Source organism: Epibacterium sp. HA2-3 (assembly GCF_055693725.2).
Window position 1 is genome coordinate 1,637,670 of sequence record NZ_CM172490.1, and the last position, 23,173, is coordinate 1,660,842.

Consider the following 23,173-nt stretch of genomic DNA (forward strand, 5'->3'; position numbering starts at 1 on the left):
CGCCGGTCCGCCTGGCGTGGCTCGCCTCCCATACCCGCGCTATCATACGGGCATGTGTGGTAGAATCGGCCTTCCTCAACTCAGCTGGAAAGACTTTGTCGCCTGGCAGCGCGGCGAGTTTGACTGGCTCGATGTATATCGCGAGGACGGCTCAGAACCGCTTGCCCCCAGCTGGAACGTAAAACCCACGCAGACCGTTGAGGCGCTGTTCCTGCGCCAAGGTGCCCTGGTGGCTGCACATGCCAGGTGGTGGCTGGTGCCAAGCTGGTTCAAGGGCGCGCCCTCGGACTGGAGAGCCACGACGTTCAACGCCAAGATCGAGACCGCCGACACACTGCCAAGTTTTCGCGGTGCCAGCCGTTGCGCGATCCCGGCAAGCGGATATTTTGAATGGACCGGCGACAAAGGTCAGAAACAGCCCTGGTGGATCACGGCGCAAAGCAATGCGCCGATGCTGTTTTTTGCCGGGTTGCAAACGCGGCTGGCAAGCGGGCTCAGAACCTGTTCGATCCTGACGCGCCCTGCACTTGCGCAAACAGCGCATCTGCACCCGCGCTCGCCGGTCATTCTGGCCGAGGGTCAGCTTCAGGACTGGCTCAGCGGAGAGATCGACCGCACGCGCGCGAAATCGGAGCTTGGCACCGCGTGGGACGGGCGCCTGCGGTATCATCAAGTCCCTCGGTTTGGCATCGAAGACGATGGCCCCGAGTTGATCGAAGCGATTGGGCCAGAGCCGCTGATCTAGCTGGCTCCGGCCCCATAGGTCTGTTTCGAGACAGAGATCAGACCTCGGATGCGGGATCTTTCAACGCGTCCTCAAGCATGCGCTCGTTGCGAATATCCTCGATCCGGCGAATGCGATCTTCGCTCTGGCGGATGTCGAAACGGTATTTCACCACGTTGATGAGGCTCAGCGTCAGCAGCAAAATCCCCATCGCCCAATAGCCTTTGGTCGAAAGCGGCACTTCGGTCGAGAGCCACAGCGAAATCCCGAGCATAGCGTAGGCAATCACGACGCCAGCGATGTTGAGGTTGGTGATCAGGGCGTTTTCATTGCGCATGTTGGACATAAGTCAGTTCCTTCGACTGGTGTTTCTTGACATTTTACTGAGGCTTACACGATGCAGCTGAGGCAGCTACGTCGGCTGGACTGCGATCAGGCGCAGCCTTCAGACGACGCAGCACATCCTGCGGCGTGCTGCGGGTGGCCGCGCCAAAGCCCGCGTCTGCCAATTGACCCGCCACCGATTGCGGTGCGAGACCCGCTTCGATCTCGCCCAGAATTTCAGAAGCCTCGAACGGATCCTCCTGCCCCAGAACCTCGGCAATAAGCTCGGCGGCCTCATCCATGGGCTGACGGTCCAAGGACCGTCCCAGCGCGGCCTGCGCGCGATGCTCTCCCCGCACGGCCTTGGCAGCGATTGCCCCTTGGCGCAGGTCAATCAGGCGACGGCTGGCGGTTTCGACCGATTGACGCAACCTCAGGATGCGCGCTTCGAGACGAGTCTGGGTCTCGTGTCGCAGTCTGCGCTCATTTTTCATCTCGGAAATCGCGGCTGCGGCCGTTGTGGCCAGGTCCTCGCGCCCGTCTGCCAGAGCCGCCTGCGCGCGTTGCGTCAAATCCGCGATCCGCGCGTCAAGGGTTGCGATCTGGCGCCCCTCGGCGCGTTCTTTCTGGATCAAACTGACCAGCGTTGATTTTGCTGCCTTCAGATCATCATTCGCCTGAGCGATCTTTTCTTCGATCAGCTCGATTGAAAACTGCTGGCGAAGCTCGCCTTCGGCGCGCCGGTTGGCCCCGATCATCAGAGTTCTAAGCGTAGAGAGCACGTTCCATCCTCCATTCGTGAACATTGTTCATAAGGGGGATGTACGGTATTTGTGAACGTCGTTCAAGCTAAAAATGAACAGCGTTCACGGAATTGGAGATTTACTTCATCGTCAGGCGCGACAACACCAGCGCAATCATGCGCCGGATTTCTTGCGGCGGGACGCCCGAAATACGATTTTCGAGCCCCAGCAAGACAATCCCATGCACCGAGGAAAACAGCGCCCGCACCGTGAGCGCCTGTTCCTGCTGCGGCTGATCTGGGAAAAGTTCGGCCACAGGACCGGCAATGTGCTGAAACAGCCGATCCAATGCGGCGCGATACCAATCAGGCACCTCCCCATCGGCGGGGAGTTCCAGGTCAAACAGAGCGCGCCACAAGAGATTGTTTGCACTTGCAAAATCCAGATAGGCTTCGCTCATTCGGATCAGCCTGTCGCTGGGCGAGGCCCCTTCGGAGGCTTTGACCGCGGCTTCAACCTCGGCCCCGAGACGCTGAAACGTGCGCCCGTTGACCGCCATCACCAAGGCCGTCAGATCGTCAAAGGCGTTGTAGATCGCCCCAACCGCGCAGCCCGCATCCTTGGCCAGATCACGCGCCCGCAGCGATGTCACGCCAGCCTCGCGAATGCGCGCCTCTGCAGCGCCCACCAGTTTTTCGCGCAGCTCCGCCCTGCGCTGCTCTGCCTTGGATGTCATTTTATTCGCCCATTTCTTGAACCGCGTTCATGTCCCCCTCTCTATAGGCTGCCGCAGTCCGGGAATGCAAATCCTCGCCGTGCGGTGACTGATCTTGGAGTTTCGCGTGGACTTGATGAGACTTTTCCCGTCATTTCTCGGTCATGACTGAACCTGCCCAAAATCCAATCCCCATGAATCGCACGCGCCGTCTTGAACGCGCCCTTGGCGACTGGTGCCGCGCGCGCCTGCCACATTACCTGTCTGAACTGGTGATGTTCACGCTCAAACAAGGTTGGGCGGCAATCTTCGGGATCTTGCTCCTGGGCGGGCTCTTGGTCTCCAGCCGCATCTGGCAGGCAGATTGGGCGCTGGCGCGCTATGATGCGCTGCTGATCTATGCGCTCGGGCTGCAGGCAGTGTTCCTGATCACCGGCATGGAAAGCACCCGCGAAGCGCGGGTGATCTTGTTGTTTCATCTCACCGGCACGATCATGGAAATCTTCAAGGTTCAGGCCGGAAGCTGGGCCTATCCGGGCGCGGGCGTCCTGAAGCTCTGGGGCGTTCCGCTGTTTTCGGGTTTTATGTATGCGTCAGTAGGGTCTTACATGGCGCGGGTCATCCGGCTGTTTGACATGCGTTTTGCGCCCTACCCGCCGACATGGATGGCAAGCTGCCTCGCGGTCCTGATCTATGTGAATTTCTTCAGCCACCACTTCCTGCCCGACATACGGCTCGCGCTCTTTGTTGCAACGGTGGTGATCTTTATCCGCACCCGCATCTGGTTTTACATCGGCGGCCATGCCTATTGGATGCCCTTGCCGCTGGCGGCCTTCCTGTCGAGTTTTTTCCTCTGGGTGGCCGAGAACGTGGGCACGCGTACGCGAACCTGGCTCTATGCGGGACAGGATAGCGACCACTGGGTCAGTCTGGCCAAGATGGGCAGCTGGTACCTGCTCCTCTATGTGAGCTTTGTCACCGTGACCCTCGTGGTGCGCGATGCACTGTCGGCAGAGGCCTTCCGGCCGTCTGGCCCATCCGGGATCAGACGAAACCCCGCCAGCGCAGCACAACCACCATCAGCACAATAACGCAGAGGATCGCAAAGGCAGAAGTCGCAGCCATGTCCAAAAGCCGCCCCTTGCGCCGGTCCTTGAGGTCGAGCTCTGTCAGATAAGCCCTGAGGCGGCGGGCTTTCTTGACGAGCGCATCCTCGTCCAAGGTGAGCGCAAGCCGGGGATGGTCAAAGCGTTCTTCTGCGCGCAATAGATCATCTGCGGCCTTGCGCAGACGATGCGGCACATGACGGCGCGCCCGGCGCAAACTGTCCGAAAGCGGACCCGAGAGCCTCAGGCGCTTCTCCAAAAGGACACGCAGCTGCTCCAACTCGCTCTGAAGCGTTTCATTCATAAAGACGGCATCCCCAAGGCTCTGACGCGATGCGCGCGACCTTAGCCGCGGCGGCGCGGGATCTCAATGCTGCTGCGCGGTTTGGGGCTGACACTGCCTGCAGAGAGGGCTATCACCCCGTTATGCTGAACACGATCATACATGGCACCCCGACCGACCAACCGCCCCTCTTGATTGCCCATGGCCTCTATGGCTCCGGGCGCAACTGGGGGGTGATTGCCAAACGACTCGCGGACGAGCGGCAAGTGATCGCGGTGGACATGCGCAACCACGGGCTGAGCCCCAAGACCCAGAGCCACAGCTATGTCGATCTGGCCGAGGATCTGGCCGAAGTGATAGCGGCCCACGGCGGGCGCATGGATGTGGTCGGGCACTCGATGGGAGGCAAGGCCGCGATGATGCTGGCGCTGCGCCATCCCGAGGCGGTCAACCGCCTGGTGGTCGCCGATATCGCTCCAGTCAGCTATCAGCACACCCAGGCGCATTTCATCACTGCCATGCGCAGCGTCGACCTTGCGCGCGTGACGCGGCGCTCGGACGCCCAGGAGCAGCTGGCGGCGGCAGGTGTGGATGCGATGTTGCAAAGCTTTTTCACCCAATCTCTGGATGTGGAGAACAAGAGCTGGCGCCTCAACCTCGATACCTTGGAGCGTGAGATGCCACATATTCTGTCGTTTCCAGAGGTGGAGGCCCATTGGGACGGGGCGGCGCTGTTTCTGACCGGGGCGCATTCGGATTATGTGCTGCCAGAGCACCGCTCGCAGATCAAACGCCTGTTTCCAGCGGCGCGCTTTGCCAAGATCCCCGGTGCAGGTCATTGGCTCCACGCGGAAAAACCACGCGAGTTCGAGGCCACCGTGCGCGGTTTCTTGAACGCGTGAACGCAGCGCAGAAGGCCTGGGGGCGCTGCCCCCGGCCCTTGTCGGGCCTCCCCCGGGATATTTCTTGTTAGAAGAAGGCCCTAGTAGGTCAAAAGCAGGCGGTCGCGCACGGCTTCGCTCTCCATGCGCTGCCCGCTCATCTGAAAGCGTTTGAGCATGGATTGCCCCATATTGACGAGGATCTCGCGTTCAAACAGACCCTCAGGGATGGCGATGTCGCAATAGATATCGCCGGATTTCTTGGTGCCATCTATCGAAAGCGCGACCCTGACGCCGCGTGCCTTGCAGGCCGCGATCGCCGCAAACAATTCTTCGAGGCGAAACGCCTGGGCGCCGTAAAGGATGGTTTGCGAATGAGCGTAAGGCGGGTCGCAGTAAATCACATCGCCCGCGCGCGCCTGCGCCATGGCAGAGCGGTAGTCCAGACAGGCAAAACTTGCGCCTTTCATGCGCGCGCGCCACATCTCGACCCGTTCGGCAAATTTGTGAGGTTTCATCACCGGGTGGCTGCCACAGGGGGTCGACATATATCCGTCCTTGCGACGAAAGCGCACCACCCCACCGTAACAGGCACGGCAGAGAAACAGGAAATCGGCACCGTTGGGGGTGTCATTGTAGCGGGCCTTGATCGCCTCATAGGTGGCAACCCTGTCACCGGTCATGAAGCGGTCATAGCGGCTCTGATACCACGCGTTGAGGCGCGCGGGGTCCTCGCGCAGCGCCTGCCAGATCTCGACCAGGGGAGGATAGATGTCTGAGCCCAGCGCGCGATGTGGTTGCAGGTTCGCCATCACCCCGCCTGCGCCCAGAAACGGTTCAAAATAGGTGCCGTAGTCCTTGGGAAGATGTGCAACGATTTCATGGGCAAAGCGCTGCTTGTTGCCCACCCATTTGAGAAGCTGCGTCTTGAAGGGTTTTGGCAAAGCGGGCGCGACGGCTGGAACTGGTATCTCTATTGCCATCCGCTCTCTCTGGTTTCTTGATGCACGGTGCGTTTCGCATACGCTATCTGCGCGGAATCTGCCAGTGGGACGCGAGCTGACAAAAAAAGGGGCACCTGCGCGCCCCCTTTCATGTTGATCCGGCCTACAGGCCTGAGGCTCAGAACTTCAGGCTGTAATCCAGGCTGAGACCGACGTCCTTGTAGCCCGCGCTGCCAAGCCCGTCGTAGCGCGCGGAGAGCGCGAGTTTGCTGCCGTTCTCCCAGGCATAGCGCAAACCGAGGTCCAGTTTGGCGCGCCATCCCGCGTAGCTTGGCAACACCGTGTCCGCGACCGCCGTGCCACTGGTGGAGGACCAGACGCCCGCCAGACCGCCGGTCAGCACCGCTTGGTCGGCTGCGCCAATCGGCAGGGGCGTGGCAAAGCCCACACCAAAGCTTGCCTGACGCAGGTGGATTTTCTGCGCCCCGATGCTGTTTCCGAGACTGTCGACATAGGCGTCCTGCTCCTCATTGGCGTAGGCGGCGTCGATATAGGGCGTGAAGATCGTGTCGCCCTTCTTGATGTCCCCCGCGACCCGCAGTTGGGCCAAGACGCGCGTTGTGTCAAAGGAATCCTCATAGGTGCCAAAGGGCGCAACCTTGTTTGAGGATTGGCCATAGAGCACGCGTCCTTCGACGTAGAGCGCCTGATCCGAGATCTGCGCCACCGCATAGGGGCCCACCATCCAGCCGGTGCCTTCGACACGGCGGCTGCCTTGATCCTGATGCAGATGGTCGAACTGGAGCATCGCCCCAACCAGCAGCCGATCGCTCAGGGTCAGATGCCCGCCGACCGCCCCAAAGGCATAGCGCGCCTCGGTTGTGTCATCCTCGCTCCAGCTGCCTTGCAGGCGGAACCAAACCGGCAGACCGCCACGCGACGCGAGATTGAAGTTCCCGGCGCCCCGCGTGACATAGGCATCAAGCGTTCCCGATCCGATCCCGGTCTGCGACAGGAAACCAATGAGCTCTGGCTGGTTCGAGATCAGCTGGTTGGCGCGATTGTAGAGGAAGCCGGCAATCTGCTTCTGGGTTTCCACAACCGTGGTGTCGTCAAAGACAAGCGTGTTCGAGGCATTCGTCGGGTTTGACGCTGCGTCCTCTGCCGCTCCTGCGGGCACTTCGACGGTGACAGTCCCTGCGCCGGTTGCGCGCAAGCTGATGGTATAGTCGCTGCCCGACCCTGTCACGGCGGTGACGCTGGCGTTTTGTGCCACAACATCGCTCGCGCTAAAGCCTGTCACTACCTCGTTGAAGGTTGCGGTGACGGTAAAGCTCTCATTGGCGCTGATGCCGTCGCTCGGGCCGCCGCTCAGCACCACATCGGGCGAAGTCGCATCAACCGCAACCGAAGCGGAAGCCGAGGCGCCGCCCCCCGTTGTGGACGAATAGGCCGAGACGTCGCCGCTGGTTTGCGGGGTTGCAGAGGTGGCCGTATAGGTTCCGGTCGCCGCCGCAAAGACCGCCGTTGAGTCACGGTTCACGCGCCCTTTTGCCGAGGTCGCGGCGCCAGACGCAGTTGTCTCAACCGTGGAACCATCAGGGAAGGTGACTGTGACGGTTGCCCCGGCCTGCGCGGTGCCTGTCACCGTCAGGGTTTTATCGTCATTCACGACCACATCGGTGATCGTAGGCTCTGGCGGCGGCGTCCCATCAAGGACCGTGACCACAAAAGAAACCTGCACCGCGTCATTGCCTGCCACATCGGTGGCATCCATCGTCACAATGGTCTCGCCAATCGGGAAGTCATAGGCACCGTCCAACACGGTGTCGCCGACCTTGTAGATGATCGTCACCGAGTCATCTATGTCGTCGCTCCCCGAGCCAAGGCTTGTGACGTCCAACGATGTGGTGGTTGCGTCTGGCTCGGTGGATGCCGTCTGATCCGAAGGCGCTGTCAGGACCGGCGCGGTCGCGTCGCCGGGGGTGATCGTCACTGTAAACGACACTTGCGCTGCCGCATTGCCTGCCGCATCGGTGGCATCCATCGTCACAGTGGTCTCGCCAATCGGGAAGTCATAGGCACCGTCCAACACAGTGTCGCCGACCTTGTAGATGATCGTCACCACATCATCGAGGTTGTCGCTTCCCGAGCCAAGGCTCGTCACATCAAGCGCGGCTGTGCTTGCCCCCACGGCAGTTGCCGCAGTCTGATCCGAAGGCGCTGTCAGGACCGGCGCGGTCGCGTCGCCGGGCGTGATCGTCACTGTAAACGACACTTGCGCTGCCGCATTGCCTGCCGCATCGGTGGCATCCATCGTCACAGTCGTCTCGCCAATCGGGAAGTCATAGGCGCCGTCCAACACAGTGTCGCCGACCTTGTAGGTGATCGCCACCACGTCATCGAGGTTGTCGCTCCCCGAACCAAGGCTTGTAACATCAAGCGCGGCTGTGCTTGCCCCCGCGGCAGTGGCCGCAGTCTGATCCGAAGGCGCTGTCAGGACCGGCGCGGTCGCGTCGCCGGGCGTGATCGTCACTGTAAACGACACTTGCGCTGCCGCATTGCCTGCCGCATCGGTGGCATCCATCGTCACAGTCGTCTCGCCAATCGGGAAGTCATAGGCGCCGTCCAACACAGTGTCGCCGACCTTGTAGGTGATCGCCACCACGTCATCGAGGTTGTCGCTCCCCGAACCAAGGCTTGTAACATCAAGCGCGGCTGTGCTTGCCCCCGCGGCAGTGGCCGCAGTCTGATCCGAAGGCGCTGTCAGGACCGGCGCAGTCGCATCGCCGGGGTTTACGGTCACGGTGAATGTGTCCTGCGCAGAATTCCCGGCGGCATCGGATGCCATCATTGTCACAGTGGTGTCGCCAAGCGGAAAGTCATACGCCCCGGAGAGCGCGGCGCTGCCGACATAATAGGTGATGCTGAGGCTGCTATCTACGTTGTCACTGACCGAGCCGAGGTCCGTAACATCAAGGGATGCGGTAGAGGCCCCCGATTCGGTCGTGATTTCCTGGTTGGAAGGCGCAGTCAGGGCGGGGCTTTCCTCATCGGAGACGACAACTTTGAACGTCACCGGCGTGGCATCATTGCCAGCAGCATCAGACGCAGACATCGTCACGGTCGTCTCTCCAACTGGGAAGTCGTAGGAGCCGGTGATCGTCGTACTGCCGATGGCGTAGGCGATGTCGATGCTCGAATCTGCGTTATCTGACGCGGAGCCAAGGGAGGTCACATTCAACGACGCTGTTGCCTGCCCCGCATCGGTAGTCGCGGACTGATCGCTTGGCGGTGTCAGCTCGGGCGCAATCCGATCAGTGAACCCTAGGTATCTGATCTCCCCATTTGTATCAGTGGAGAACTCGTAGGTACCCGCGGCAAGTTCCATCGAGTCTGTTTGCAGATCGAACGTCAACCCGATGTAGGTTGTCAGCCGGAAGGACTCGCTACTATCGGAATCGAACACAGGCCCTTCCTGCCGAGTGATTTCAACCAGCGACGATGGGACTCCCAGGCAATCAGCGAGATTTTCAGCGGTCACTTCGGGCATCGGGTGCCAATTTCCGCTCCAAAGCTCTGCCCCACCTGCAGCTTGAAATTCCACCCCTAATAGAAACAAAAACGCCTCTTCGCGATGAGGGTCGACACGAAGGTCAACATCACACGACCCCAGCCGGGCATATTCAAAATGATACTCGCCGAAATCGAACGAAAAGGCTGCCGCAGGCATCAGCGCAATTGCCCCCAGGGCTCCTGCTTAGGAAAACCTTTTTAAGGTCACTTTTCTCTCCATTTTATGGGAGGCCAAGACGACTGAGAAAAAAATTGGGAACAATGAAACACGGTGCCGACTTGGCCAAACGTCGCTTCGTTAAAAGCTGATGCCGCAGAACTATCGATGCGCACTTAAGAATGAGTAAATGATTACATGGTGTTGCAATCCAGTGTGGAGCGCGCACCTAGGTGACGCAACACCCCAACAAAGCACAACGCGCCGGGATCGCTTGACAATAATTTTTCAGAAATTTTCAGGCTCGGCCCTTTTGTCCGTTGGCCAGTACGCGCAACAGAAACATCTCATACGAGCCCATTTAGTAATTTCAATTTTAATGAATTCAGCGCCATTTGCGTCCCATTTAGTTCACCTGAACTATAGAAACGCGGTCGACAACACAGGAAACCGGCTCAATAGGACAAGGATTAGCGCTACCGCCAAAAGGAATGGCCAGAGGGAGCGCAGGATCTGGCCGGGCGTGGCGCCACTCATGGAAGACGCAATATAAAGCCCGACCCCAACGGGCGGTGTCAGCAAGCCCAGCACGAGGTTCAGGCACATGACGACACCAAATTGATGGGCGCTGATGTCGTAGTGGTTTACCGCGATCGGCAACAGGATGGGCGAGATCAGGATCACGGCGGCGATCCCATCCACCAGCATCCCGATCAGCAGCAGGATCAGATTGACGATCAGCAGAAACAGAAACGGGTCACTGGTGATCGAGGTGATCAGCGCCGCAAGCTTTTGTGGCAGGGCCTCGTAGATGATGACCCAGCCAAAGACATTGGCACAGGCGATCATGAAGATGATCATCGAGGCGTTGATGGCAGTGCGACGGAACATCGCAAAGAGGGCCGCAGGCTTCAGTTCGCCATAGACCAGCCACCCCATCCCAAAGGCCAGCAGAGAGGCGATTGCAGCGCTCTCGGTCGGGGTTGCAATCCCGAACACCACACCGCCGATGATCGCACAGGGGATCAGCGCTGCGGGCAAGCAATATAGAAGCGCCGAGAACGCCTCTGGCGCAGTGAACCAGCTGCCCTTTGGAAAGCCTGTGGCGACACCGATCCCGAAGATCACCAGCGCGAATCCCCCCGCAAGCATCATCCCCGGAATGAGGCCTGCAAGAAACATCTCGCCAATCGGAACCTGGGCCAGAACGCCGAAGATCACGAACATCATCGACGGCGGGATGACCGGCGCAAGCAACCCGCCCGCCGCTGTCGTGGCGGCAGCAAAGCCCGTATCATACCCCTCTTTTTCCATCTCTGGCGTCATCGCACGGGCCATCACCGCGATCTGCGCCGTGGCCGATCCGATGATCGCCGCCATGAACATATTGGTCAGCAGGTTGATATAGGCGAGCCCACCGCGAAACCCGCCGACAAAGACCCGCGCCGCATTGATCAAGCGGCGGGTCATGCCGCCCTCGTTCATCATCTCCCCCGTCAGCATGAACAGCGGGATCGCCAGCAGGCCGTAATTCTCGAGCCCGGAGAACATCTTTTGCGCAAAACTATCATAGAGGACCGTGTTGCCGCTCTCCCAGATGTACCAGATGGCCGTGAGCGCCAGAACCAAGGCCACCGGCACCGCGATCAAGAGTTTGAAAGCAAAGATCAAAGGCGTCATGAACGCTTGTCCTCTGGGTTGGCACCCTGCCCGATCAGATTTGCAAAACCGTGCAATGTCATCCCGAGCGCAAAGACCCACATCACGGACCAGACCCAATGTTTCTGAAGGCCGAGGGTGGTGGTGGGTTCGGCGTAGACAAAGTTGAACGTCGCGCCCTGAAAAGCTGCCAGATCAAAGCCGCTCTGGATCAGGGCCAGCGGCGCATACCAGCGCCAACAAAACCACAGCATCGCAAGCGCAAATCCCAAAACGATCCCGTCCACCAGCTTTGCCGCAATCTTCTGAAGCGCAAGAGGCAGAGTATCGGTGAGGATCGTCACAGCGACCGAATGGCCAAAATGCACGGCTGCGGAGGCGCCCAGAAAGGCCATCCAGGCCATTGCATATATCGCCAGCTCATCCACCCAGAACAAGGCCGCGCCAAGGCTTCGCGTCACCACATTGAGCAGGATCAGCGCCGTGATGGAGACCGCAAGACATGCGGCCAGCGCCAGCTCACAGCGTGCCCAGACTGCCGAGATACGTCCGATCATTTCGCTCTCCGCCTCACTGGCGCGCCCCTCTCGCGAGGGGCCGCGGCCGATGGCTGTTGAGGGTCAGTCCCGCGCGGTGGCCGCAGCCGCTGCGCGCAATGGCCCGAGCATTTGCGAGCGCTCCGACCAAGCCGCATTCCAGCTCTCGACCGCCTCACCAAAGAATGCCGCATCGACCGTCTTATAGGTGCGCCCCGTCGCCTTGATCTCATCCAGCCAGAGCTGTTCTTTTTCCACATAGGTATCGATCGTGCTGTCTACATGGCGCGCCATGAGATCTCCGATCAGGGCACGGTCCGCCTCCGAAAGGCCCGCCCAGACCCGTGCAGAGACAAGCCCCACCATCGGGAACATCATGTGGTTTGATTGCACAACCGTATCCGCATGTTCGTAGTATTTGAGCACCCAGATCAGTTCGGCATCCATGTCGATCGCATCGACCTGACCATTGGCCAGCGCATCATAGACCGAGGGCAGCGGCATCGGCGTTGGGGCGGCGCCAATGGCATTGTAGAAATCGAGGATCGGCTCGAAGGGCGTGATCCGCAGCTTCAGACCCGCAAGATCTTCAACACTGTTGACCTCACCACGGGTCACGATCTGACGCAGCCCCGCCATCCCATATCCCGTGCCGACAACACCTGTTTTGGCAGGCAATTGTGCCAGCATGGAGGTGGCGGTTTCACTGCGCAGGATGCGGCCGGCGTGGGCGATGTCCTCCGCGAGATAAGGCGCATAAAGCGCGCCAAAATCCGGGGCGCGATTGGACACTTCGGCTACCGTCATAAACGCCATGTCCAGGGCGCCGGTCTGCAATTGTTGCAGCATCTCTGCCTCGTTGCCAAGCTGGCGTGCGGGAAACACGGTGATGCTATGGGCCCCATCGCTGGCCTTGGCGAGATCCGCGCCAAAGGCTTCGGCAGCTTTGGTCCAGATGTGTGGCGGCGGGGTGATCAGGCCAAGACGAAACTCCTTGGCCTGGGGGGCAACCGTACTCGACAGCACAAATGCGGCGCTTGTGATCGTTTTCCAAATGACATTCATTGGCCAATTCCCTGTTTTTCTTATTGTTTTGATCATCAAAGCTGCACCCAATCTGCAGGTGGCTTCCCCTTGCCGGGATGGAGCGCGCCGCAGTGTGGACAGGTGCGGGCCTCGAGACTGTCGTGGAATTTGCTGTAGATTTTTGGGAGCGCAGTCACGATTCCCTCGGGCCCATCGAGGGCCACCTCTTCGCGGTGAACGAGCCCCTCGCACTCAAAACAGTACCACTCGAACCCTTCTTTCATACCGGGCTGGCGCGGCGCCTCCACGACGATCCCCACCGAGCCCTCCTGCGGACGTTGCGGAGCGTGGCGGACATGGGGCGGCAGCATAAAGACCTCGCCTTCCCGCACAGGGACGTCATAGATTTTGCCCCCATCGGCAATCTTGAGCATCATGTCGCCCTTTTGCTGGAAGAACCATTCCTCCACCGGGTCGTCATGAAAATCCATGCGGGTGTTGGGCCCTCCCACAACCATTACGATCATGTCGCCTTCCTTGTGCAGCAGCTGATTGCCCACCGGAGGGCGCAGCTTATCCGCGTTTTGTTCCACCCATTTCTCAAAGTTAAAGGGCTTCAATGTCGGATGCTGAGGCATGGGTCTCTCCCGCGTGCAGCCCCCGGCACTTGGGGGCGTTGGGTTGCGCTTATCGCTACCCTAGGAAATATTGCCCATGCGAAATATTTATTTCCGCGAAAGTGGGTATCCAGATTACTGATACCGATCTCAGGCCAATATCATCAGGGCAGTTCCGCCGAGCGCACAAAGGGTAGCAGCAAATAAGCGCTTAATATCAACACCCTCACGCCCATAGATGAGCCATATAAAGACGGCAGAGAACAGCACTTCCAGAGTCCCAAGGAGGGCCACGGTCGCCACAGCGCTTGTCTTTATGGCAAAGAACTGCAGGAGTTGTCCGGCACTCAGGGCCAAAGCCGTACGCCAATGCGCGGGGCTGCGATCCGTCAGCAGATACCTCAGCCCCCGCTCTGGCGACCGGTGCAGACCGTGGCGCGCCAAACTCCAGATGATTGCGGCCCCAGCACCAACAAAGGTGCCAAGCGCCGGGTCTGGCAGTCCGCTCAATCCCAGCCCGCGCAAGCTATAGGCAAGGGCATAGGCCAACGGCGAAAGTAGCCCCAACATCACCCCGGATGACAGGCCTGCCGCAGCCGGTTGTGTGCTCGGACGCAGGTAGATCCAGACCCCGACCAGGATGACAAAGCCGCCCCAAAGCGTTGCCACATCAGGGATTTGCTCGAGGAGCAGATAGGCAAACGGCAGTACAAAGATGGGGGTGAGACGGCGTAGCAGAGTTGCGGAAACGGCACCAATCCGCTCGGTCGCGCGATACATCGACCATCGCGCCAGACCGTTTGCGCTCAGCCCCGCAAGAGCAAAGACCCCAATAGCGTGAAGCCCTTCTGGCTGCCAAAGCGCCGAGAGCGGCACAACGCCACTGCCGAGCCAAATCCCTCCCGAGATCCCAAACAGCACCAGCACCGAGAGGAAGACGCCGTTGTCTGCCCGCGCTTCGGGTTTGCTTTGCACGATTGACACAGCAGCGCCGCCGTAGGACAGCGCGGCCAGTATCGCCAGCCCCTCTCCGATCATGATGCGGGATCAACGCAGGAGGCCACAATCCTCAAAGCCGGCACTGGTGGCGGCTTTCTCAGCCTCGGTGAGCTCCAGCATCGGATGACGCACACGTCCCCCGGTCTGTCCCAAGAGTTCCTGCCAGTACTTGCCATGCGCGGTCGGCTTGCCAGCGGGTTTGGTGTCGCGCAACGCCGCGCGTACGGGTTCCAGGCTGTTGCGCAGCTTCCGGGCGGCTTCGAATTTTCCGGCAAAGGCCAGTTCGGTGTATTCATGCATGCGCCGGTCGGCCTTGGTCTGCAGAAGATAGGGCGGCGAGGAACACAGATAGAGCTGCCAGCCCAGATCCTCGATATTGTCGAGCCAATCGTCTTCTGCCGAGGTCGACACAAGGATCTTGTCCCCGACCATCTGCGTCAGGCGGGCATACATCTCGCGCGGAACAGAGTATTTGATCGCCATGATATTCGGCAGCTCGGAAATGCGCGCACAGGTCTCCGGTGCCATCAGATAACCGCTGTCCGGGTGGCTCCACATGGCGATCCCGATATCAAGACGATCGCACAGGTATTTATAATAGTTATACAAAACCTCATCGCGGTCGTGGCAAAAGCTCAGCATCGGGGCATGCACCACAACATAATCCGCCCCGCAGCTCTGAGCATGGCGGCCAAGGTCGAGCACCGTGTCCACGCTTTGGTCCGAGATCGACATGATCGTGCCCGCCTTGTCGCCACATTCCTCGACTGCGATGGTCATGTTGCGCTTGCGCTCTTCGATGGACATCGACCAGAACTCGCCTTGCTTGCCAGCAATGAACAGGCCTTGAATGTCCAGATCGTCGATCCAATGGCGGATATTGCGCCGCAGCCCCGCCTCGTCGAGTTTTAGCGCCTCATCAAAGGGATTTAGCGCCGCCGCCCAAATGCCGCGCATGGTTTCACGGGCGTAGGCCTTGGCTTCGTTCTTTTTGTATTTCATGGGCTTGGCTCCGATGTTTCACGCGCTTGGCAGCGGCTATCTTGGGCCCAACTAAGGCTATGGCCTGCGGAAAAACCAACCGGATTGACCGAAACTGGATATCCAATATTCTGATACCAAAGCCGATCTGAATTCCGCTAGGCTAGGGCCAAAACAGCAGGCAGCACAGGAGGCAGCCATGAAAATCGGCATCATCGGAGCAGGTGCCATCGCGCAATATGTCGCTCAGCAGTTGCGCCTGCGTGGGTTGGGTCCACATGTGATCCTTGCGCGCTCGGCGCCGCCTCCGGAGGCTCAAGAAGCGCTCGATGGCGTGGACTATGTGCAACGGGCCCAGAGCTTGCCGCAGGATATCTCGGTGATGGTGGACTGCGCCGGTCACGGTGCCCTGGTTCAGCACGGCGTGGCCCTCCTTGAACGCGGCATCGCGCTTGTGACGCTCTCGCTTGGGGCGCTTGCCGATGACGCCCTTCATGCAGATCTGGAACGGGCAGCCCGCGCGGGCAAGACGCGGCTGCATTTGGCAAGTGGTGCTATTGGTGCGCTCGACTGCCTGAGGGCGGCCAAGGTCGGAGGGCTTGCCGATGTGGTCTATCTCGGGCGCAAGCCCCCCCAGGCGTGGCGGGGTTCGGCCGCCGAGCACGTTCTGGAATTGGACGGACTAAGCAGCCCGGCCACCCATTTTCGCGGCAGCGCCCGAGAGGCCGCCATCGCCTATCCCAAGAACGCCAATGTCGCCGCAGCAGTGGCGCTGGCGGGAACCGGGTTTGACACCACTCGTGTTGAATTGATTGCCGACCCAAGCGCGCGCGTGAATATCCACGAAATTCAAGCGCATGGCGATTTCGGCAGTTTTCATTTCCGCATCGAAGGCAATGCCCTGCCCGACAATCCGCGCAGCTCGGCGCTGGCCGCCATGAGCGCGGTCGCCGCCATAGAGCGCGCCTGCGCCGCAATCATCACCTGAGGACCACCTATGGCCACTCGCCACACCCGTATCGTTGAACGCGCTCTGACCCGGCTCAAGCTGCGCCAACTGAGGTTGCTTGTCGCCGTGGGCCAGCATGGAAGCATTCAGAACGCGGCGCGCGATCTCAACATCTCGCAACCAGCAGCGACAAAGATGATCCAGGATCTCGAAGTGGATTTTGAGGTCAAACTGTTCGAGCGCACCAATCGCGGCGTGGTCCCCACGGTCTTTGGAGACTCGCTGATCCGGCATGGCAAACTGATATTCGCGCAGGTGTCCAACGCCGCACAGGAGCTCGATGATCTCAATGAAGGCAACAGTGGCCGCGTCGTGGTGGGTACGCTCTTGGCCGCATCGCCTTCGCTCTTGCCGATGGCGGTCGAGCGTGTTCTGCAGGACCGTCCCAAAGTCGCGATCAAGATCGTCGAAGGCACACATGAGGTGCTGATGCCCGGTCTTCTGTCGGGGGAAATCGACATGGTCGTCGGGCGCCTGCCCAGCCATCGCCACCGCGAGAATATCACGCAGGAAAAGTTCTTTGATGAGAGGATCTTGGCGGTTGTCGGCCCGCAACACCCCCTTGCCTGTGAAAGCAACCTGACATTCGACGATATCCGGCCTCATGGCTGGATTCTTCCCCCCATCGAGACCACGCTCCGGCGGCAGACCGATCAGTTTTTTATCCGTCAGGATCAGTACATGCCGCAAACCGCGATCGAGTCCGTATCGTATCTGGCCAATCGCGCGCTTCTGCGCAGCCATGATTTCATCGGTTTGATGCCCGCACATGTTGCGGCCCTCGACATTGAAAACGGGCTCCTGACGCCGCTGGATTGGGTGGTGCCCTTCGGGGCTGGTCCGGTGGGCGTCTCGTATCGCGACCAGCAGAGCCTCTCGCCTGCAGGAGGTGCGCTCTTGGCGGCGCTTCATGCGGCGGCGGCAGAGATTGCGCGCCTTCCCCCCGCATCCTGATATCGCTGATTGTGATACCTGTATTTGTTCAATTCGGTTGAGGTGATGCCATGCGCGCGAAAGAGTTGCCCTATCGCGACTGACACCAATGAGGCCGAAATGCGCAACTATCCCGATCTCAAACTCTTTATCGGCGGCACATGGCGCGACACGCCTGAGACCCTTTCGGTTGTGAACCCGGCCACGGAAGAAGAGCTGGGCCGCCTGCCCTGCGCGCGGATTTCAGATCTTGAGGACGCTCTGGCAGCGGCGCAAAAAGGGCTCGAGATCTGGCGCAACACCCCGCCGCGCAGCCGGGCGGATCTGATATTGCGGGCTGCGCGCCTCCTTCGGGACCGGCAAGAAGAAATCGCGCAGTCCATTACCGCCGAACATGGCAAACCACTGGCCCAGGCTCGGTTGGAAGTCATTCGCGGCGCAGAGTTTTTCGAGTGGGACGCGGCAGAGGCCATGCGCACCTACGGGCGCGTGATCCCCTCAGCGGCGGGCACAAAAATCTCCGTGCATCACCACCCCATTGGCGTTGTAGCGGCCTTTTCACCATGGAACTTCCCCATGAGCCAGCCTGCACGCAAGATCGCGGGTGCCCTCGCTTCGGGCTGCTCCCTGATCCTCAAGGCAGCAGAGGAAACCCCCGCCGGGGCGATCCATATTGTCCGCGCGTTTCAGGACGCGGGCCTGCCCGATGGTGTGCTCAATCTGGTATTTGGCCGCCCGGCGGAGATTTCGGCTTATCTCATCCCGCAGCCCTGCGTGCGGCTTGTAGCGCTCACCGGCTCAACGGCAGTGGGCCGCCAGTTGACAGCTCTTGCCGCCCAGAGCGACACCCGCGTCCTGATGGAGCTTGGCGGGCACGCACCGGTGATCGTCTGCGAGGACACCGACGTGCAAAAGGCAGCCCTGAGCGGCGCCAGCCGCAAGATGCGCAACGCGGGCCAGGTCTGCACATCACCAACACGGTTCTTTGTGCATCAAGACATCTTTGATGAATTCTCAACCACCTTCACCCAACGGGCGGCGGCAACTCGCGTGGGCAACGGGGTGCACGACGGGATCGAAATGGGACCAACCGCCAACGCCCGTCGCATTCCGGTTCTGACCGATCTGGTGAATGACGCCCTCGCCCAAGGCGCAACGCTCTGCACCGGCGGCACGCGTGTGGGGGAAAGGGGATATTTCTTTGCCCCCACGGTGCTGACACATGTGCCAGACAGCGCGCGCATCATGCACGAAGAACCCTTTGGTCCCATCGCGGTGCTCAACCCGGTGCGCAACCTCGACGAAGCCATCGCGCAGGCAAACGCCGTGGATTACGGGTTGGCAGGGTATGCTTTTACAAATCGTGCGGACTATATCGCGCGCATGATTGACGAGGTCGAAGTGGGCAATTTCTCCATCAATACGCTTGAGGCCTCCTTGCCGGAGACCCCGTTTGGCGGAGTGAAATCCAGTGGTTACGGGCGTGAAGGCGGCACCGAAGGGCTTGAGAGCTATCTCACCACGCGCAACGTCTGGCACAGTTCTGACATCACCTGAGGCGCCCTAGGGCGCAGACAGGTCCACGTCTGCATTCTCTGCCGCCCAGGTGGTTGCATCCTCAACGGCCACGATGGTCGCTGAAGGCACAAGGTTGACATAGGCGTCGGTCTCAGAGACCGGCGTCGCCTCGCTCTGCGACATCCGGTAGAGCGCATAGAGCGTGATCATCAGGAAGGCAGCGCCAAGCACCATCCAGAATGCAAAAGGACCTGTGGCGTTCATCGCCAGACCAACCGCAATCGGCCCGATGATCGCACCAAGCCCAAACGTAAAGACCAGCCCGCCCGAGATCGCGGGCATATCCTCGGCGGCGACATTGTCATTGGTATAGGCCAGCAAGAGCGCATAGAGCGGCGTTGTCATGCCCCCTGCGAGAAAGGCCGCCGCCATAATGGGAACAAGCGGGTCAACCCCGAGCCAGGCAGGCGGGCTCTGCGCCAACCAGACAAGTCCACAGGCGGCGGCCCCAAGCGCCGCGGTGCCACAGATGACCTTGCGCCGATCCAGCCGGTCCGACAGCCAGCCAATCGGCACCTGCATGAACAAGGCACCCCCAAACAGCATCGCGACGAACAGCGCGATCTGATTGGCGCTCAGGCCGATCTCGCTGCCAAACACCGCGCCCATGCCGGACTGGCTGGCATAGATACTGCCCAGCACAAAAATACCTGCGGTCCCAAGCGGCGAGGCTGCAAAAAGATCCTTCAAACCACCGGGTTTGGTCACTTCGACGAGGGGGGCGGGCTGGATCGACAGCAAAATCGGCGCAAAGGAAATAGACACCAGGATCGACGCGCCAATAAACAGCGCAGCATTGGCCGCATCCCCAAGCGTCAGCAAACCCTGCGCGCCGATGATGCCTAAGGTCTGCGCCAGCATATAGGCCGAGAGCATCTTGCCCCGGTTCTCATTGCTGGTGGAATTGTTGAGCCAGCTTTCGGCAACCACGTAGATCCCCGACATGCAAAAACCGATCAAGATCCGCAGGAGCGTCCAAGTCCAGGGCTCGACCCATAGCGTAAAGGCGATGAGCGCCGCCGAGATAAAGCTGCCGAGCGCTGCAAACACCCGCACATGTCCGACGCGCTGGATCAGGAGCGGTGTAAAACGCGCGCCTGATAAAAAGCCGAGGAAATAGCCAGAGGTCACGATGGAGAGCTCGGCCGAGGAGAACCCCTCGACCCCGCCACGCAGCCCCATCAAGGTAAAATGCATCCCGTTGCCCAGCATGATGAGCACGACTCCGGCCAGGAGCGCCCAAACGGAGGCCAGCATGTTGATCATCGCAGCGTTCCTTTTATGGCGTCACAGATCCTCCCAGATAGCCATAAAACGCGCACAATTTCAAAATCTGCACGTCTGTGGGGGCTGGATCGGCTCTCATGTGCCACTCTTCTGTGCAACGGCCACCTCGTGTGGGTGGCGCCGTGGCAACTGGAACGCGTCCGGCTCGGGAGAGCCAAGGTGATCAATCTGCACGCCATCAGTTTACTCATCGCAAGTCACGCCCTGCCGCATCGCGGGACTGCTGAACGCGTAAAGTCGAACCTGTGTGGGCACGCGACGCATGCAAATGGCCGCACAGATTGGAAATGACGCTTTCACTTGCCGGTATCAGACGACAGTCCGAACACCTAGTGCCGCCCAGGGCGCGCAACGCCTTCGGTGGTGCAGCGCCGGCTGCATCGCATCAATTGATCTGCTGCAAGGGGTCTTGAGACCAACGCCATCTAAACACGGAACGGACGCCCTGAGCCCATTCCCACCAGGAAAGGCGCCAGTGCTCCGGCGTCACGTTCGCAACGAAGTTACGTTCAGAACAAGAAGTTGTCGCTGTCGTCCATCAACTCGACCGTGGTGTCTTGGACAATCACGGTTACGTTGCCGAAATAGACCGCTACATCGTCGCCGATTTGCTCAAAATCAACGCCACGCATACCGCGCGCGCCTTTGAGGACCTCGATGTGATCGACGCCAACTTCGAAGTCTGTAATCACATTGGTGTGGTCATTGGCCCGGAACTTGAACACATCTGCGCCCGCGCCGCCGGTCAGAACGTCATCGCCGGTTCCACCGCGCAGGACATCATCATCCGCACCGCCAGAGAGCGTGTCATTGCCAGTGCCACCGACCAGCTTGTCGCGTCCCGCGTTCCCGGACAGAACGTCGTTTCCAACACCACCGTTTAGCTTGTCGCGACCGCCGCCGCCCGTCAGGACGTCGTCTCCGTCATGGCCATTGATCTGGTCTCTGCCCGCGTTGCCGTTGATCGTGTCATTACCTGCCCCGGCAGACACCGTGTCGTTGCCACGACCGCCGTTGACCACGTCATCACCGAAGCCAAGGGTGATAACGTCATCGCCGGCTTGAAAATTCATACGAAGACCAGAGCCGAGATTGGACGTGATTTCATCGGCGCCTTCGAACACCATGTTCAGGCGCTCTCTGCCATTGGCTGCAAAAAAATCCTCGTAGGAGAGCGCCATGTCCGAGATCGACACCAGCGTGTCGGCCCCGTCATAGAGCGCCAGAGCATAAATGACCCAGCTTCCTTCGTCCTCGGAAGAGAACGACCCGTCAAGAACAAGGCGCGTTCCGTTCTCGGCCTCCAACTCGATCCGGCTATCGCCCATTTCAGATGACACGGGCGCCTCAAAGGGACGCAACTGCAAGAGCTGCCGAAGAGACGCGCTGGTGTGGAGGCTTTGAAGGTACGCATTGGCCATTTGTTGGAGTCCTTTGCCGGAAAGCAGGGAATTTATTAAACTCCATACTTTTTTGCGCAAACCTGAGCAAATGATTGCCTTGCTTTTTAGATATTCAGGGTTTGTTTACCAATATTTCGAGGACAATCCGGCTCCATCCCCGGAATTGCATTGATATTCGAAAAGATGCCGTCGGGCCCTTGCGGCATGCTGCCTCTCAGGACGGCGCTGCCGAGCCTCTGATACCGCGCAGGATCCGCCTCGTTTTACGTCGACAACCCCGATGCTGCATCAGATGTCGTCGACGTTCGATGCTGCCATATAGCCAGCTCATAGAGCTCATAAGAGGCTCAAGATGCAATTTGTGGGCTGTTCGTCAGTTGGTACGGGCGGCGGGACTCGAACCCGCACGGCTAAAGCCTGGGGATTTTAAGTCCCCTGTGTCTACCATTCCACCACGCCCGCGCGGCTGGACCAATTGCCACAAGCTCTACCTGCGCGTGCGGGTGGGTTCAATCGGAAAGTCAGTGATTTTCGGCGCTTGCTCTCGGGTCACAGGTCGATGGACTCGTCCGCAAGCGGGGCGCCCGGCGCAAGGAGATGGCGTTCCGACAGCCAAGGATTCAGATCGAGGGCCGCGCGCAACGCCTCGCGGGCATCTGCGATACGCGACAATCCCAGCAGCGAGAGCGCGCGGCCGCTCATGGCGCCGACATGACGTGGCGAGAGCGCAAGCGCGCGGTCAAGATCGCGCAGCGCCGCAGCAAAGTCTCGGCGCAGATAATGAACAAAGGCACGCTGGTTATACCACTCGGCGTAATTCGGGCAGTAGTCGACCAGACGATCAAAATCCGCCAGCGCCCCGACAAAATCATATACTTCGCGCCGCGACATGCCACTATCGAGGATCTCTTGCGCGCGCTCATCGGGGGCATCCGCCCAATATTCCCAGAGCTGTGTATTGATGCGTTGGGCTTCCTGCTCGTTTGCAGCGGATTGCACATCTTCCAATAGCTCGGAAATCGGACCGGAGTGATCCGGGGCAGCCGGACATTCCGATGCCACGGCGACAGAGCCAACACAAAGAAACACAAGAGCGGGGACACAACAACGGATAACCATATCGAAGAAATGGCGCGGAATGAGCCTCTGGCAAGCCCTCATGGGAACGCGCTAGATCGGCCCCAGCCCTGCATCATCCTTGACCGACTGCATCGACATATAAGTCGAGGTGGAGGAAACATGCGGTAGCGAAGAGATTTTCTCCCCCAGAATCGCACGAAAATCCGACATCGAGCGGCAGCGCACCTTGAGCAGGTAGTCGAAATGCGAGGCCAACATGTGCACCTCCTCGATCTCGGCCACCTGCACCACTGCGGCATTGAACGACGCCAGCGCCGCCTCGCGGGTGTCGGTGAGCTTCACCTCGACAAAGGCCACATGATCCAGCCCAAGTCGGATCGGATCGATCATTGCCCGGTACCCCTGAATGATGCCCTCGGACTCCAGCCGCTTGAGCCGCGCCTGTGTTGGCGATTTTGAGAGACCAATGGCACGGGCGAGGTCGGAAATGGAGGTGCGGCCATTGTGGCTCAACTCGCGCAGAATCGCCTGATCGAACCGGTCCAGCCCCGGGAAACGCGATTGCATCAAAAACCCTCCGCAAATAAGCGCATTTGACCTGTACTATTGCGA

22 protein-coding genes and 1 tRNA gene are annotated in these 23,173 nt (G+C 59.9%); 6 read left to right on the forward strand and 17 right to left on the reverse strand.

Annotated features, from left to right (window positions below; all coding sequences use genetic code 11):
• Window positions 1-52: 52 nt before the first annotated feature.
• Window positions 53-745, forward strand: coding sequence for an SOS response-associated peptidase (locus ACZ1HH_RS07585; RefSeq protein WP_472636293.1), 693 nt, complete (start codon window positions 53-55; stop codon window positions 743-745).
• A gap of 37 nt (window positions 746-782) precedes the next feature.
• Here the strand turns inward: ACZ1HH_RS07585 and ACZ1HH_RS07590 are convergent, their stop codons facing one another.
• The 3 genes from ACZ1HH_RS07590 to ACZ1HH_RS07600 form a co-directional block, all read right to left on the reverse strand.
• On the reverse strand, window positions 783-1,070 hold the full coding sequence (locus tag ACZ1HH_RS07590; RefSeq protein WP_011538914.1) for a YiaA/YiaB family inner membrane protein: 288 nt from the start codon (window positions 1,068-1,070) through the stop codon (window positions 783-785).
• A 34-nt stretch (window positions 1,071-1,104) separates the two neighbouring features.
• Window positions 1,105-1,854, reverse strand: coding sequence for a PspA/IM30 family protein (locus tag ACZ1HH_RS07595; protein ID WP_472636294.1), 750 nt, complete (start codon window positions 1,852-1,854; stop codon window positions 1,105-1,107).
• Window positions 1,855-1,930: 76 nt separating this feature from the next.
• Window positions 1,931-2,527 carry a TetR/AcrR family transcriptional regulator gene (locus tag ACZ1HH_RS07600; protein ID WP_011538916.1) on the reverse strand — a complete coding sequence of 199 codons (597 nt, stop codon included), beginning with the start codon at window positions 2,525-2,527 and terminating at the stop codon, window positions 1,931-1,933.
• 173 nt (window positions 2,528-2,700) lie between these two features.
• Here ACZ1HH_RS07600 and ACZ1HH_RS07605 point away from each other — a divergent pair, with 173 nt between their 5' ends.
• Entirely contained in the window at window positions 2,701-3,597 is an 897-nt protein-coding gene (locus tag ACZ1HH_RS07605; protein ID WP_166485545.1) for a DUF817 domain-containing protein, read from the forward strand.
• Here ACZ1HH_RS07605 and ACZ1HH_RS07610 read toward each other — a convergent pair.
• Entirely contained in the window at window positions 3,551-3,916 is a 366-nt protein-coding gene (locus tag ACZ1HH_RS07610; protein ID WP_011538918.1) for a hypothetical protein, read from the reverse strand. The two genes, ACZ1HH_RS07605 and ACZ1HH_RS07610, sit on opposite strands and share 47 nt — an antisense overlap.
• A gap of 122 nt (window positions 3,917-4,038) precedes the next feature.
• Here ACZ1HH_RS07610 and ACZ1HH_RS07615 point away from each other — a divergent pair, with 122 nt between their 5' ends.
• Entirely contained in the window at window positions 4,039-4,797 is a 759-nt protein-coding gene (locus tag ACZ1HH_RS07615; RefSeq protein WP_168610467.1) for an alpha/beta fold hydrolase, read from the forward strand.
• Window positions 4,798-4,877: 80 nt separating this feature from the next.
• Here the strand turns inward: ACZ1HH_RS07615 and ACZ1HH_RS07620 are convergent, their stop codons facing one another.
• The 8 genes from ACZ1HH_RS07620 to ACZ1HH_RS07655 all read right to left on the reverse strand — a co-directional run bounded on the left by ACZ1HH_RS07620 (window position 4,878) and on the right by ACZ1HH_RS07655 (window position 15,292).
• Window positions 4,878-5,759, reverse strand: coding sequence for a DNA adenine methylase (locus ACZ1HH_RS07620; protein ID WP_011538920.1), 882 nt, complete (start codon window positions 5,757-5,759; stop codon window positions 4,878-4,880).
• Between the two features lie 139 nt (window positions 5,760-5,898).
• Window positions 5,899-9,189 (reverse strand): HYR domain-containing protein, encoded by a 3,291-nt coding sequence (locus ACZ1HH_RS07625; RefSeq protein ID WP_472636295.1) that lies wholly within the window; start codon window positions 9,187-9,189, stop codon window positions 5,899-5,901.
• A gap of 684 nt (window positions 9,190-9,873) precedes the next feature.
• Entirely contained in the window at window positions 9,874-11,133 is a 1,260-nt protein-coding gene (locus tag ACZ1HH_RS07630) for a TRAP transporter large permease (protein ID WP_487320226.1), read from the reverse strand.
• Window positions 11,130-11,669: a TRAP transporter small permease gene (locus ACZ1HH_RS07635; protein ID WP_472636296.1), complete on the reverse strand. Its 540-nt coding sequence runs from the start codon at window positions 11,667-11,669 to the stop codon at window positions 11,130-11,132. Before ACZ1HH_RS07635 ends, ACZ1HH_RS07630 begins: the two co-directional genes overlap by 4 nt.
• 63 nt (window positions 11,670-11,732) lie before the next feature.
• Complete coding sequence (locus ACZ1HH_RS07640) at window positions 11,733-12,713, reverse strand: TRAP transporter substrate-binding protein (RefSeq protein WP_472636297.1); 981 nt, start codon at window positions 12,711-12,713, stop codon at window positions 11,733-11,735.
• Window positions 12,714-12,748: 35 nt separating this feature from the next.
• Window positions 12,749-13,312, reverse strand: a complete 564-nt coding sequence (locus ACZ1HH_RS07645; RefSeq protein WP_011538925.1) for a 3-hydroxyanthranilate 3,4-dioxygenase — start codon at window positions 13,310-13,312, stop codon at window positions 12,749-12,751.
• A gap of 129 nt (window positions 13,313-13,441) precedes the next feature.
• Entirely contained in the window at window positions 13,442-14,329 is an 888-nt protein-coding gene (locus ACZ1HH_RS07650; protein WP_472636298.1) for an EamA family transporter, read from the reverse strand.
• 9 nt (window positions 14,330-14,338) lie between these two features.
• On the reverse strand, window positions 14,339-15,292 hold the full coding sequence (locus tag ACZ1HH_RS07655; RefSeq protein WP_472636299.1) for a dihydrodipicolinate synthase family protein: 954 nt from the start codon (window positions 15,290-15,292) through the stop codon (window positions 14,339-14,341).
• 178 nt (window positions 15,293-15,470) lie between these two features.
• On the opposite strand from ACZ1HH_RS07655, the gene ACZ1HH_RS07660 reads away from it, so the two are divergent.
• The 3 genes from ACZ1HH_RS07660 (at window position 15,471) to ACZ1HH_RS07670 (ending at window position 18,770) form a co-directional block, all read left to right on the forward strand.
• Entirely contained in the window at window positions 15,471-16,259 is a 789-nt protein-coding gene (locus tag ACZ1HH_RS07660; RefSeq protein ID WP_487320227.1) for an aspartate dehydrogenase, read from the forward strand.
• Window positions 16,260-16,268: 9 nt separating this feature from the next.
• Window positions 16,269-17,234 carry a LysR substrate-binding domain-containing protein gene (locus ACZ1HH_RS07665; RefSeq protein ID WP_487320228.1) on the forward strand — a complete coding sequence of 322 codons (966 nt, stop codon included), beginning with the start codon at window positions 16,269-16,271 and terminating at the stop codon, window positions 17,232-17,234.
• Window positions 17,235-17,333: 99 nt separating this feature from the next.
• Window positions 17,334-18,770: an NAD-dependent succinate-semialdehyde dehydrogenase gene (locus tag ACZ1HH_RS07670; protein WP_487320229.1), complete on the forward strand. Its 1,437-nt coding sequence runs from the start codon at window positions 17,334-17,336 to the stop codon at window positions 18,768-18,770.
• A gap of 6 nt (window positions 18,771-18,776) precedes the next feature.
• On the opposite strand, the gene ACZ1HH_RS07675 is transcribed toward ACZ1HH_RS07670, so the two are convergent.
• From ACZ1HH_RS07675 to ACZ1HH_RS07695, 5 genes are all read right to left on the reverse strand, one after another.
• Entirely contained in the window at window positions 18,777-20,057 is a 1,281-nt protein-coding gene (locus ACZ1HH_RS07675) for an MFS transporter (RefSeq protein WP_472636300.1), read from the reverse strand.
• Between the two features lie 530 nt (window positions 20,058-20,587).
• Window positions 20,588-21,499: a calcium-binding protein gene (locus ACZ1HH_RS07680; RefSeq protein ID WP_472636301.1), complete on the reverse strand. Its 912-nt coding sequence runs from the start codon at window positions 21,497-21,499 to the stop codon at window positions 20,588-20,590.
• 360 nt (window positions 21,500-21,859) lie between these two features.
• Window positions 21,860-21,943: transfer RNA gene (locus ACZ1HH_RS07685), tRNA-Leu, on the reverse strand.
• An 87-nt stretch (window positions 21,944-22,030) separates the two neighbouring features.
• Window positions 22,031-22,600 (reverse strand): tetratricopeptide repeat protein, encoded by a 570-nt coding sequence (locus tag ACZ1HH_RS07690; protein WP_472637311.1) that lies wholly within the window; start codon window positions 22,598-22,600, stop codon window positions 22,031-22,033.
• Window positions 22,601-22,651: 51 nt separating this feature from the next.
• The gene (locus ACZ1HH_RS07695; RefSeq protein ID WP_011539022.1) at window positions 22,652-23,128 is read right to left on the reverse strand and encodes an Lrp/AsnC family transcriptional regulator; all 477 of its coding nucleotides are present in this window, start codon (window positions 23,126-23,128) and stop codon (window positions 22,652-22,654) included.
• Between the last annotated feature and the right edge of the window lie 45 nt (window positions 23,129-23,173).

What these genes read in the sequence shown, in the direction of transcription:
- ACZ1HH_RS07585 (WP_472636293.1), top strand. Translation starts at nt 53, where the DNA reads ATGTGTGGTAGAATCGGCCTTCCTCAACTCAGCTGGAAAGACTTTGTC.
- ACZ1HH_RS07590 (WP_011538914.1), bottom strand. Translation starts at nt 1,070, where the DNA reads ATGTCCAACATGCGCAATGAAAACGCCCTGATCACCAACCTCAACATC.
- ACZ1HH_RS07595 (WP_472636294.1), bottom strand. Translation starts at nt 1,854, where the DNA reads ATGTTCACGAATGGAGGATGGAACGTGCTCTCTACGCTTAGAACTCTG.
- ACZ1HH_RS07600 (WP_011538916.1), bottom strand. Translation starts at nt 2,527, where the DNA reads ATGACATCCAAGGCAGAGCAGCGCAGGGCGGAGCTGCGCGAAAAACTG.
- ACZ1HH_RS07605 (WP_166485545.1), top strand. Translation starts at nt 2,701, where the DNA reads ATGAATCGCACGCGCCGTCTTGAACGCGCCCTTGGCGACTGGTGCCGC.
- ACZ1HH_RS07610 (WP_011538918.1), bottom strand. Translation starts at nt 3,916, where the DNA reads ATGAATGAAACGCTTCAGAGCGAGTTGGAGCAGCTGCGTGTCCTTTTG.
- ACZ1HH_RS07615 (WP_168610467.1), top strand. Translation starts at nt 4,039, where the DNA reads ATGCTGAACACGATCATACATGGCACCCCGACCGACCAACCGCCCCTC.
- ACZ1HH_RS07620 (WP_011538920.1), bottom strand. Translation starts at nt 5,759, where the DNA reads ATGGCAATAGAGATACCAGTTCCAGCCGTCGCGCCCGCTTTGCCAAAA.
- ACZ1HH_RS07630 (WP_487320226.1), bottom strand. Translation starts at nt 11,133, where the DNA reads ATGACGCCTTTGATCTTTGCTTTCAAACTCTTGATCGCGGTGCCGGTG.
- ACZ1HH_RS07635 (WP_472636296.1), bottom strand. Translation starts at nt 11,669, where the DNA reads ATGATCGGACGTATCTCGGCAGTCTGGGCACGCTGTGAGCTGGCGCTG.
- ACZ1HH_RS07640 (WP_472636297.1), bottom strand. Translation starts at nt 12,713, where the DNA reads ATGAATGTCATTTGGAAAACGATCACAAGCGCCGCATTTGTGCTGTCG.
- ACZ1HH_RS07645 (WP_011538925.1), bottom strand. Translation starts at nt 13,312, where the DNA reads ATGCCTCAGCATCCGACATTGAAGCCCTTTAACTTTGAGAAATGGGTG.
- ACZ1HH_RS07650 (WP_472636298.1), bottom strand. Translation starts at nt 14,329, where the DNA reads ATGATCGGAGAGGGGCTGGCGATACTGGCCGCGCTGTCCTACGGCGGC.
- ACZ1HH_RS07655 (WP_472636299.1), bottom strand. Translation starts at nt 15,292, where the DNA reads ATGAAATACAAAAAGAACGAAGCCAAGGCCTACGCCCGTGAAACCATG.
- ACZ1HH_RS07660 (WP_487320227.1), top strand. Translation starts at nt 15,471, where the DNA reads ATGAAAATCGGCATCATCGGAGCAGGTGCCATCGCGCAATATGTCGCT.
- ACZ1HH_RS07665 (WP_487320228.1), top strand. Translation starts at nt 16,269, where the DNA reads ATGGCCACTCGCCACACCCGTATCGTTGAACGCGCTCTGACCCGGCTC.
- ACZ1HH_RS07670 (WP_487320229.1), top strand. Translation starts at nt 17,334, where the DNA reads ATGCGCAACTATCCCGATCTCAAACTCTTTATCGGCGGCACATGGCGC.
- ACZ1HH_RS07675 (WP_472636300.1), bottom strand. Translation starts at nt 20,057, where the DNA reads ATGATCAACATGCTGGCCTCCGTTTGGGCGCTCCTGGCCGGAGTCGTG.
- ACZ1HH_RS07680 (WP_472636301.1), bottom strand. Translation starts at nt 21,499, where the DNA reads ATGGCCAATGCGTACCTTCAAAGCCTCCACACCAGCGCGTCTCTTCGG.
- ACZ1HH_RS07690 (WP_472637311.1), bottom strand. Translation starts at nt 22,600, where the DNA reads ATGGTTATCCGTTGTTGTGTCCCCGCTCTTGTGTTTCTTTGTGTTGGC.
- ACZ1HH_RS07695 (WP_011539022.1), bottom strand. Translation starts at nt 23,128, where the DNA reads ATGCAATCGCGTTTCCCGGGGCTGGACCGGTTCGATCAGGCGATTCTG.